The organism is Arthrobacter sp. Cr_A7 (genome assembly GCF_029222765.1).
GTDB lineage: Bacteria > Actinomycetota > Actinomycetes > Actinomycetales > Micrococcaceae > Arthrobacter.
The window spans coordinates 1-9,776 of the sequence record NZ_JARHXQ010000243.1 but is presented as its reverse complement, the minus strand read 5'-3'; the positions used below and the strand labels follow the sequence as shown (position 1 = coordinate 9,776).

The window sequence follows — 9,776 nt, the reverse complement described above, 5'->3', positions numbered from 1 at the left end:
GCAATCGTCACCGGCGCATCCGCCGGGATCGGTTTGAGGCGGCAAGGAAACCGGCCGGCAATGGATCCAGCGTCTACGCCGGTGCCCCACGGGTGGACCGGATGGACCCGCTGAAGCCGCCCGGGGGTCACGCGTCCTGGCGGAAAGGGGACGGATCGACGTGCTGGTTAGCACGGGAAATGCGGGGGCGCTGGCGTCCACCAACAGGGCCAGGACATCCACGCGGCCTAAGGTCAGTGCGGAAGCCGGCTGCATGCCGCCCGTTCCGCCCGGCCCAGGACCCGCTACCCGGTGGGCAGCGGAGCCAAAGCTATCTTGGCGCTGCGCCGGATCCTGCCGGACCGGCTCTACGACGCCGCTGTAAAGGTGGTGCTGGAACGCATCGGAGCCGGCTGAGGGTCAGAGATGGTATTCAATCTCGTATTCAGCCGGGTCCACGGCGGGCTTGGTCTCCCGCTGGGCATCGCGGTGGCGCCACTTGGCGGGAACGCCGGTCACGATGGATTCAGGCGGGGCGTCCTTGACCACGACGGCGTTGGCGCCCACGGCACTGTCCTCGCCGATGGTGATCGGACCGAGGATCTTGGCCCCGGCCCCGATGGTCACACGGTCCCCGATGGTGGGGTGGCGTTTGATCCGTGCCAGTGAGCGTCCGCCAAGGGTCACGCCGTGATACATCATGACGTCCTCGCCGATCTCGGCAGTCTCTCCAATGACCACACCCATGCCGTGGTCGATGAAGAAGCGGCGGCCGATCGTGGCACCTGGGTGGATCTCGATGCCGGTCACGAACCTGCCCAGCTGGGAGAGCAGCCGCGCCGGGAAGCGCAGGCCGGGATTCTGCCAGAGGCGGTGCGTCAGCCGGTGGATCCAGATGGCATGCAGGCCGGAGTAAGCGAAAAAGTTCTCGAAAGAACCCCGGGCCGCCGGGTCGTGGGACCGGGCGGCCTCGAGGTCTTCCTTTAGTCTTGCGAAAAAGCCCACAAAGTTCTTTCTACAGGAAACGGGGCGACAGACGGCTTAATCAGCCGCGGATGTCGTCATAGAGCACGGTGGAGATGTAACGCTCACCAAAGTCGCAGACGACGGCAACGATCAGCTTGCCCGCATTCTCGGGGCGCTTTGCCAGCTCCAGTGCGCCCCAGACGATGGCGCCCGAGGAGATGCCGCCAAGGATGCCTTCCTTGACGCCGAGCTCGCGTGCCACCCGGACGGAGTCTTCCAGGGTGGCGTCCAGGACCTCGTCGTACACGTTGGTGTCCAGGATCTCCGGCACGAAGTTGGCGCCGATGCCCTGGATCTTGTGCGGGCCGGGGGCGCCGCCGTTGAGGATCGCGGAGTCCTTGGGTTCGATGGCGACGATCTGGACGCCGGGCTTGCGCTCCTTGAGGACCTGTCCGACGCCGGTGACGGTTCCGCCGGTGCCAACGCCGGCGACGAAGATGTCCACCTTGCCGTCGGTGTCAGTCCAGATTTCCTCGGCCGTGGTGTTGCGGTGGATCTCGGGGTTGGCCTCGTTGGCGAACTGCTGCGCCCAGATGGAGTTCTCCGTGTTGGCCACGATCTCCTGGGCCTTCTCCACGGCACCGCGCATGCCCTCGGAGCCCGGGGTCAGGACGATCTCGGCACCGAAAGCGCGCAGCATGACCCGGCGCTCGGTGGACATGGTCTCGGGCATGGTCAGGATGACCTTGTAGCCGCGGGCAGCACCCACCATGGCCAGGGCGATGCCCGTGTTGCCGGAAGTGCCTTCAACGATGGTGCCGCCCGGCTTCAGGGCGCCGGACTTTTCGGCGGCGTCGACGATGGCCACGCCGATGCGGTCCTTGACGCTGTTGGCCGGGTTGTAGAACTCAAGCTTCACGGCAACGGTGGCGTCCAGCCCCTCGCTGAGCCGGTTGAGCTTGACCAGCGGGGTACCGCCGACCAGCTGCGTTACATCGTCATAGATCCGTGCCATGTACATACGCCTATCTCTGAGGGGTGAATACTGAGGTCAGCCTAACGAGGCGGCGTAACCGTGGCTAAGCGTTAAGCCATGCAGAGTAATATTTCCTTGCCTTCGCGAGCTTGGGGTTGATGATCACCTGGCAGTACCCCTGCTCGGGATGCTTGGCGTAGTAGTTCTGGTGGAACTCCTCCGCGACATAAAAGCGCGGCAGCCGGCTGACCTCGGTGACGATCGGATGGGCCCACAGCGCCTGGTTCCGCTCGATGGCTTCCTCGAACAGGATCTTTTCTTCAGTGGTCTCGTAGAACATGGATGAGCGGTACTGGGTGCCCACGTCGTACCCCTGGCGGTTCAGCGTGGTGGGGTCGTGCAGGGCAAAGAACATGTCCAGAATGACGTCCGCCGGAACAATATCCTCGTCGAAGGTCACCGCCACAACCTCGGCATGCCCGGTGGTGCCGTTGCATACCGAGTAGTAGTCCGGGTTCGGATCGTGCCCGCCGGTGTAGCCGGACACCACAGAGGTGACGCCCCTGGTCTTCTGGTAGACGGCGTCGAGGCACCAGAAGCAGCCTCCGCCAAGAACAAAAGTTTTCATGACCTCTTCAATGGTTGACGGCCCCGGATGATTCCCTGGCAGCCGTGGCGCCGCCCAGGTATGCCGGCCGGTACCGGGCTATGGGGTAAAACTAAGACTATGGAACCTGTGGACACCGACGTTACCGGCCCTAAGAATCCCGACGGCGACGCTCCCGCCGGCGAGCCGGCCGCGGCCGGCCCCGCGGAGGCTCCCACGCTGGGTGAGTTGCTCCTGGCCGTCGAGGAACTGTGGCCGGAATCCTTGGCGGAAAACTGGGACGAGGTGGGCCTGGTGGCCGGCCACCCCTCCGCTCCGGTTACCAAGGTGATGTTCGCGGTGGATCCCACGCTCGAAGTCATCGAGGAAGCCGTGGAATGGGGGGCTGAACTCCTCATCACGCATCATCCGCTGCTGCTCAAGGGTGTTACGTCCGTCGCTGCCACTACCGCGAAGGGCCGCGCCGTGCACCGCCTCATCGAGTCGGGGACGGCTCTCCTTACCGTGCACACCAACGGTGATTCCGCCGTCGGGGGTGTATCCGACGTCCTGGCGGATGCACTGGGGCTGCAGGACGTCGCCCCGCTCACGGTGGCCGCCAACGGACTGCCGGAAGAGGGCATCGGCCGGGTCGGGGACCTCGCCGATGCCATGAGCCTGGGTGATTTTGCCGCCCGGGTCTTCGGAATCCTGCCGTCTGTTGCCGGGGGAGTGCGCGTTTCCGGTGACAAGGACGGCCTGGTCCGGCGCATCGCGGTCTGCGGCGGCGCGGGGGACTCATTGTTTAACGAGGTCCGGGCCAGCAATGCGGACGTTTACGTCACGGCCGATCTCCGCCACCATCCCGCGTCCGAGGCCAGGGAGGCGGCAGTAAACGGCCGGCCCTACCTGGTGGACGTATCCCACTTTGCCAGCGAATGGCTGTGGCTGCCCGCCGCGGCGGCCGCCCTGGGCAACGTCCTCGCCGACCAGGGCCACGACGTCGAAATCCAGGTCAGTGCCACCAACAGCGATCCGTGGGACTTCATACTCACTCCGGGCTAAGCGCTAGAGTCTAGGAAGCGCCGTTCAGGTGCCCGGTTCCGGCCGGCAGGGATCAAGCGGAGGTAACAGTGGCGAAGGCAGCACCGGCGGAACAGTTGAAGTTGCTCGAACTGCAGGGGCTGGATGCCAAACTGAAGTCGCTCGCCAACCGCCGCCGCTCGCTGGAGGGCGATCCCCGGATCAAGGACCTGGAGGCCGCGCTTTCGGTTGCCAGCGGTGAGCTGGGGGCAGCCAAAGTTGCAGTCCACGATGCCGAGGCCGAGCTGAAGCGCGCCGAAGCGGATGTGGAACAGGTTGCCTCGCGCATCGAGCGGGATGAGGCGCGGCTCAACAGCGGCACGGGCCTGTCCAAGGACCTCGTTGCACTCCAGAAGGACATTGCCTCGCTGAACAAGCGCCGCTCGGACCTGGAAGACGTGGAGCTGGAGGTCCTGGAGCGGCTGGACACCCTCCGTGCCCGGCAGGCGGCCCAGCAGCTGATCGTGGACGATATCCAGGGGTCCTTCGGAAACATCCGCGCGGAACTTGATGAGGCCCTGGCCGCGGTGGACGCAGAAGCCGGCGAGGTCCGGGCGAAACGGACGGAGTTTGCGCAGGGGCTGGACGCCGGGCTGCTTGCTGTTTACGAGAAGACGCTGGCCAAGCGCGGCGTAGGTGCGGCGCGGCTGTTCCACGGGACGTCCGAAGCCTCGGGCATGAAGCTCAGCCCCGGCGACCTCGCCGAGATCAAGTCAGCCTCCGACGACGACGTCGTCTTCTGCCCGGACTCGGGCGCCATCCTGGTCCGCTCGGAGGAGTGGGCCTGACCCAACTGGGTAGCGCTAAGTGTCGTTCTGAGGGTTCAAAACGCCACTTGGCGCGACTTAGTTGGGCAGGATGATGTTCAGGGCGTGCGGCTTACGGGCTGAACCCTCAACCAACTCCGCCTCCCAATTCTCCCGGGCGGCCTTGAGCAGTTGCTCCGGCGTGCCGGGGGCCTTCCCGCGGCGTACCAGCAGGTGCCGTGCCAGCTCACCCCGGGTGTGCTTGGCGAAGTGGCTGACCACCTTGCGCACCCCGCCGGTTTCCGTGAACACATTGACAGCGACGGTCCGGCCCGACGGCGGGGCCCACGCGGCGGCATAGGTGCTGGACCGGCAGTCCACCAGCAGGTGCCCCTCAGCCACTGCGCCAAGGGCCTCTGCCAGGAGCGGCTTCCAGAACGGGGCGAGGCGTCCGACGTCGGGCAGTGCCGTTCCCATCGACAGGCGGTAGGCGGGCACGCTGTCGCCAAAGCGGATGGCGCCCCAGAGCGCCGAGATCACCAGCACGGACTCCTCCGCCTTCCGGCGCTGGGCGGGGGTGAGGCTCTGGTAGCCCAGCGCGTCATAGAGGACGCCGGAATAGATCCGGTGCGCCGGAGCCGCCGGCTCCGCGTGGAGCCGGGTGTTGCGCTCGACGTCGTCCCGCAGCGACGTGCCCACGCCCAGCAGCGCGAGTGCGTCCTCGTGGGCGCTGACCGTGCCCAGTGATTCCAGGACTTTTGCCCGGTACGGGTTGAGTTCCGGAAAGCCCAAAGAATGCCAGTCGACGGCCGAACCACGGACCGCGGGTGTCTTGCCTTCGGAGGGGGGAAGCAGAATCAGCACCGTCCGATACTACCGGCGCCATGATGGTGGGCCCGCGCCGGTAGACTGGAGACGGATGGGACAGCCAGGCGGCCGCGCGTCACGCAAGTGGCTCGAGGAACGTCCGGGCTCCGCAGGGCAGGGTGGTGGGTAACGCCCACTCGGGGTAACCCGCAGGCAAGTGCCACAGAGAACAGACCGCCTGGGTCGCGCCGGTTTGAAAGCGGCACGAAGCAGGTAAGGGTGAAACGGTGGTGTAAGAGACCACCAGCTTCCCGGGTGACCGGGAAGGCTAGGTAAACCCCACCCGGAGCAAGGCCAGACAGGACACGTTTGAGGGCTGCCCGCCCGAGTGTCCGGGTAGGCCGCTGGAGGGTGCCGGCAACGGTACTCGTAGATGGATGGCCGTCGCTCCCTTTCCGGCAACGGAAGGGGAGGCACAGAACCCGGCGTATCGGCTGTCCCATCCATATAAGACGTTTGACCTTGGAAGCTCTGTTGGGGATCCTGAACCGTGCCCGCAAATACTGATCCGCAACCGCCCTCGGGCACTCCGCGCGTGCTGACTCCCGGCCGCGGCCGGCAGGCACTGGCCCTGCTGGGCTTCCTGGCCCTGTCGCTTGCCGCCTGGGCCCTTGCCTCGATCCCCATCATCCTGAACTCGAACGGCTGGTTTGCAGGCTCGGTCAAGGCGCCGTGGATGCCGCCGGGATGGATGTTCCGGTCCATGTGGATGATGCTTTATGCCGGTGTTGCCGTCGCCGCCTGGCTGGTCTGGCGGAAGGGGGCGCTGCACGGCGGCACCTTGGCCGGCTATGTGGTCCAACTGGTGCTCAACGCAGGGTGGCCGTTGACGTTTTTTGGCCTGTTTCCCGTTTTCGGTACGGCTGCCTTGTGGGGTGCCCTGGCGGTGATCAGCGGACTGGCGTTGTCCCTGGTGTTCCTGATCCTGCGGTTCGGCCCGGTCAGCGCACCGGCGGGCCTGCTGGTGCTGCCGTACTTCTCGTGGGTGGTGTTTTCCTCAAGCCTCAATTTCTACTCAGCCCTCCATAACTGACGTCACGTGTGAGTGATTTCACGCGGCCCGTGCCTGTTCCTGGCAGTCAGCCAACTTAGAATGGATACCGGACGTAGGGGTTCTACCGCCGAAAGTTGCGTTCGCAGCCGGCGGTTTTTCTTTGCACACGATCCACGCGCCTGGGGGCCGAACCCTGCAGGCGTGGGTGCCCCTGGACATCATCAGGTGGCCGACATTCGCGTACGAAGACGTATGCGGCTGAACCGAGGAAGGTATTTCTGTGAGCCAGACGTCAGATTCTTGTCTTGATACGTGGATGGGCCGGGAGGCCCTCGCCGAGGCCATGATTCCGGTGATCGGCCGGCTGTACCGCGAGAACAACGTGGTGACCAGCATCCATGGCCGGAGCCTGATCAACAAGTCCACCATGAACATCCTCAAGGCGCACCGCTTTGCGCGCCGGATGAGCAAGGACGAACTGCTCCTGGAGGAGACCGCCCCGCTGCTGAACACCCTGGCGCAGCTGGAGCTGGGGGCCGCCGCGATCGACATCGCCCGGCTGAACCAGAAGTTCAAGGAAGAGGGCGACGGCCTCACACTGGAGGAATTCCTGCGTGCCGAGCTCGCCGAGATCGTGGGCAAGCGCGGCGGCGACGACCGCACCAGCACCGACGTCGTCCTGTACGGCTTCGGCCGGATCGGCCGGCTCCTGGCCCGCCTCCTCATCGAAAAGGCCGGTGGCGGCCACGGCCTGCGCCTGCGCGCCATCGTGGTCCGCCGCGGGTCCGACAACGACCTTTCAAAGCGCGCCAGCCTCCTGCGCCGCGACTCAGTCCACGGCTCGTTCGAAGGCACCATCCGCATCGACGAGGAAGCCAACACCATCACCGCCAACGGCGTCCAGGTGCAGGTCATCTACTCGAACGACCCCGCCACCATCGACTACACCGTCTATGGCATCAACAACGCCCTCGTGGTGGACAACACCGGCCGCTGGCGCGACGCCGAAGGCCTGTCCCAGCACCTGCAGAGCAAAGGTGTTGCACGGGTCCTGCTGACCGCTCCGGGCAAGGGCGAGCTGAAGAACATCGTCCACGGCATCAACCACCGCACCATTGAGGACACCGACCAGATCGTGTCCGCGGCGTCCTGCACCACCAACGCCATCACCCCGGTGCTGAAGGCCATCAATGACAAGTTCGGCGTGATCCACGGCCACGTGGAGACCGTCCACTCGTTCACCAACGACCAGAACCTGATCGACAACTTCCACAAGGGCGACCGCCGCGGCCGCTCCGCCGCGCTGAACATGGTGATCACCGAAACCGGTGCCGCCAAGGCCGTGGCCAAGGCGCTGCCCGAGCTGCTCGGCAAGCTCACCGGCAGCTCCATCCGCGTCCCCACCCCGGATGTTTCCCTGGCCATCCTGAACCTGACCCTGGAAAACGGAACCACCAAGGACGAGGTCAACAACTACCTGCGCGAGATGTCGCTGCACTCGGACCTGCGCAAGCAGATCGACTACATCGACTCGCCCGAAGTGGTTTCCACCGACTTCGTCGGTTCCCGCCGTGCCGGCATCGTGGACGGCCTCGCGACGGTGTCTACGGACAAGAACCTGGTCCTCTACGTCTGGTACGACAACGAATTCGGCTACAGCTGCCAGGTTGTCCGCGTGATGGAAGAGATGGCAGGCGTCAACCCGCCGTCGTTCCCCGCGAAGGAAACCGCGGCGGCCCTGGCGGCAATCGCGGTCTAGTCCCGCCCCGGTCCCACATTTCCCGGCTGGTTCTCTGGAATCAGCCGGGAAACGGGACCACACTTGTGCCATGGATAAAGAATCGACGCTCCAGCACGAGACCACCCTTGAGCACGCCCTCGACGTCGCCAAAGCCAACCACAAGGAAGCCATCCGGTTGCTTGAGGGCGCCCGCGCCGGACACGCAGCGGGAGACGTGGGCGAGGACCGCGTCCGCCAGCTTGAAGGACTCCTGGCAATAGCGGAGGAAGACCTCCGAAGAGTGATGCGGGAGCAGTGACTGCCCCCGGCTGACCCCCTCACCTCCCCTCCACACTGTGGAAAAACAGGGGGGCGGCCGTGCAGCTGTCCTAGGCTCTTGTGGTGCGTGATGTTGACCCAGGGGCAGGAAACCCGTGACCGTGAGCTGGTCCGCCTACCGGCGGGCCCGCCGCCGTTCGCGCCAGGCGTGGGTGCTGCTCGCACTTGCCGCCGTTTCCACGATGGCGGGCCTGTTCTGGTTCTTCACGGCCGGCCAGTTTGCGGTTGCAGAACCGGCCGTGGCCGGCCCAGCCGAGGCGCCCGTTTTCGATCCCGCCTGGATGAAGCCCGTGGTGCCGGTCAAGCGAATTCCGGAAGGCCGCGCCCTCGACGCCCTGGAGGGCCTGGCCGTTAAGGGCCGGGCAGGCAAGGACACCTATGACCGGGAGGCCTTTGGCCAAGCCTGGCTGGACGTTGACCGGAACGGCTGTGATACCCGCAACGACATCCTGCGCCGCGACCTGGCCGACGTTATCTTCGCGAAGGATTCCTCCTGCAGTGTGGCGGCCGGACGCTTCCACGAGCCCTACACGGCCCGGTTTGTCGACTTCCGCCGCGGCTCCGAAAGCAGCCGGGCAGTGCAGATCGACCATGTGGTGGCCCTTGCCGACGCCTGGCAGAAGGGCGCCCAGCGTCTTACTCCCGGCCAGCGCCAAAGCCTCGCCAACGATCCCCTGAACCTGGTCGCGGCCGATGGGCCCGCCAACCAGCAAAAAGGCGCCGGCGACGCCGCCACCTGGCTTCCAAAGAACAAGTCAATCAGGTGCCACTACGTCGCGCGCCAGATTTCCGTCAAAGCCGCCTACAGCTTGTGGGTAACAGAGGCGGAAAAGGACGCCATGAAGCGGGTGCTGGAATCCTGCCCCGGCCAGCAGACCATCACGGCGGAATGACCGGCGCCGGCCGCAGCGGTCAGTGCCCGAAGGGGTCCGGATCCACCCCGGGCATCCAGGTCAGCCCCGGCACGCCCCAGCCGTTCTTCTTGGCCTGCTTCATCGCCTTGCGGGCGTAGCGGTCCATCAGCCGGTTGACGTACAGCTTGCCGTCAAGGTGGTCGAACTCGTGCTGGATGACCCGGGCGAACCAACCCGTGGCCTCGAACTTCACCGGCTGCCCGAACCCGTCAAAGCCTTCCACCCGCGCCCATTCGGCGCGTTTCAGGGGATACACTTCCCCTGGAAAAGACAGGCATCCCTCTTCTTCTTCGTCCGGATCAGGAACCGCACCGGAGATCTTGGAGAGTGTCAGGACAGGGTTGACCAGCACCCCTGTGGGGGGTGCGTCGTCGTCGTTGGCGTACTTGTACACGAAGATCCTCTTGCCCACCCCGATCTGTGGGGCGGCAAGGCCTACGCCGTTGGCGGCGTCGTTGGTTTCGAACATGTCGGCAATCAGGGTGCGCAGTTCGTCGTCGAACACTTCCACTTCGGAAGCCCGGCGGTGCAGTACGGGTTCCCCCCAGATGGTGATCGGCAGAACGGTCATGTCAGCGGTCCTTCGGCGGTATCTCGTGCGGAAGC

Annotated in this window: 11 protein-coding genes and 1 other RNA gene; 7 read left to right on the top strand and 5 right to left on the bottom strand. The window is 65.5% G+C overall.

Going from position 1 to position 9,776, the window contains the following annotated elements; genetic code table 11:
- Positions 1 to 399 precede the first annotated feature (399 nt).
- From epsC to msrA, 3 genes are all read right to left on the bottom strand, one after another.
- Positions 400 to 984: a serine O-acetyltransferase EpsC gene (gene epsC / locus P2Q66_RS14170; RefSeq protein ID WP_079596372.1), complete on the bottom strand. Its 585-nt coding sequence runs from the start codon at positions 982 to 984 to the stop codon at positions 400 to 402.
- Positions 985 to 1,024: 40 nt separating this feature from the next.
- The gene (cysK, locus tag P2Q66_RS14165; protein ID WP_079596428.1) at positions 1,025 to 1,960 is read right to left on the bottom strand and encodes a cysteine synthase A; all 936 of its coding nucleotides are present in this window, start codon (positions 1,958 to 1,960) and stop codon (positions 1,025 to 1,027) included.
- Between the two features lie 64 nt (positions 1,961 to 2,024).
- The gene (gene msrA / locus P2Q66_RS14160; RefSeq protein ID WP_079596371.1) at positions 2,025 to 2,549 is read right to left on the bottom strand and encodes a peptide-methionine (S)-S-oxide reductase MsrA; all 525 of its coding nucleotides are present in this window, start codon (positions 2,547 to 2,549) and stop codon (positions 2,025 to 2,027) included.
- A 99-nt stretch (positions 2,550 to 2,648) separates the two neighbouring features.
- On the opposite strand from msrA, the gene P2Q66_RS14155 reads away from it, so the two are divergent.
- Together P2Q66_RS14155 and P2Q66_RS14150 are read left to right on the top strand one after the other, a co-directional pair.
- Complete coding sequence (locus P2Q66_RS14155) at positions 2,649 to 3,572, top strand: Nif3-like dinuclear metal center hexameric protein (protein WP_275729092.1); 924 nt, start codon at positions 2,649 to 2,651, stop codon at positions 3,570 to 3,572.
- Positions 3,573 to 3,640: 68 nt separating this feature from the next.
- Entirely contained in the window at positions 3,641 to 4,378 is a 738-nt protein-coding gene (locus P2Q66_RS14150; RefSeq protein ID WP_275729090.1) for a C4-type zinc ribbon domain-containing protein, read from the top strand.
- A gap of 57 nt (positions 4,379 to 4,435) precedes the next feature.
- Here P2Q66_RS14150 and P2Q66_RS14145 read toward each other — a convergent pair whose 3' ends face one another.
- The gene (locus P2Q66_RS14145) at positions 4,436 to 5,200 is read right to left on the bottom strand and encodes a peroxide stress protein YaaA (protein ID WP_115525793.1); all 765 of its coding nucleotides are present in this window, start codon (positions 5,198 to 5,200) and stop codon (positions 4,436 to 4,438) included.
- A 56-nt stretch (positions 5,201 to 5,256) separates the two neighbouring features.
- Between P2Q66_RS14145 and rnpB the strand changes: the two genes are divergently transcribed.
- The 5 genes from rnpB (at position 5,257) to P2Q66_RS14120 (ending at position 9,149) form a co-directional block, all read left to right on the top strand.
- Positions 5,257 to 5,649, top strand: an RNA gene (gene rnpB / locus P2Q66_RS14140) — RNase P RNA component class A.
- A 44-nt stretch (positions 5,650 to 5,693) separates the two neighbouring features.
- Complete coding sequence (locus P2Q66_RS14135) at positions 5,694 to 6,236, top strand: TspO/MBR family protein (protein WP_275729088.1); 543 nt, start codon at positions 5,694 to 5,696, stop codon at positions 6,234 to 6,236.
- A gap of 241 nt (positions 6,237 to 6,477) precedes the next feature.
- Positions 6,478 to 7,956 carry a glyceraldehyde-3-phosphate dehydrogenase gene (locus P2Q66_RS14130; protein WP_275729086.1) on the top strand — a complete coding sequence of 493 codons (1,479 nt, stop codon included), beginning with the start codon at positions 6,478 to 6,480 and terminating at the stop codon, positions 7,954 to 7,956.
- Positions 7,957 to 8,026: 70 nt separating this feature from the next.
- The gene (locus P2Q66_RS14125) at positions 8,027 to 8,236 is read left to right on the top strand and encodes a hypothetical protein (RefSeq protein WP_115525795.1); all 210 of its coding nucleotides are present in this window, start codon (positions 8,027 to 8,029) and stop codon (positions 8,234 to 8,236) included.
- 115 nt (positions 8,237 to 8,351) lie between these two features.
- Positions 8,352 to 9,149, top strand: a complete 798-nt coding sequence (locus P2Q66_RS14120; protein ID WP_275729082.1) for an HNH endonuclease family protein — start codon at positions 8,352 to 8,354, stop codon at positions 9,147 to 9,149.
- A gap of 19 nt (positions 9,150 to 9,168) precedes the next feature.
- Here the strand turns inward: P2Q66_RS14120 and def are convergent, their stop codons facing one another.
- Positions 9,169 to 9,741 carry a peptide deformylase gene (gene def / locus P2Q66_RS14115; protein WP_115525797.1) on the bottom strand — a complete coding sequence of 191 codons (573 nt, stop codon included), beginning with the start codon at positions 9,739 to 9,741 and terminating at the stop codon, positions 9,169 to 9,171.
- Between the last annotated feature and the right edge of the window lie 35 nt (positions 9,742 to 9,776).

Excerpts from the sequence above, each read along its gene's own strand:
- cysK (WP_079596428.1), bottom strand. The coding sequence starts at position 1,960 with ATGGCACGGATCTATGACGATGTAACGCAGCTGGTCGGCGGTACCCCG.
- msrA (WP_079596371.1), bottom strand. The coding sequence starts at position 2,549 with ATGAAAACTTTTGTTCTTGGCGGAGGCTGCTTCTGGTGCCTCGACGCC.
- def (WP_115525797.1), bottom strand. The coding sequence starts at position 9,741 with ATGACCGTTCTGCCGATCACCATCTGGGGGGAACCCGTACTGCACCGC.
- P2Q66_RS14155 (WP_275729092.1), top strand. The coding sequence starts at position 2,649 with ATGGAACCTGTGGACACCGACGTTACCGGCCCTAAGAATCCCGACGGC.
- P2Q66_RS14125 (WP_115525795.1), top strand. The coding sequence starts at position 8,027 with ATGGATAAAGAATCGACGCTCCAGCACGAGACCACCCTTGAGCACGCC.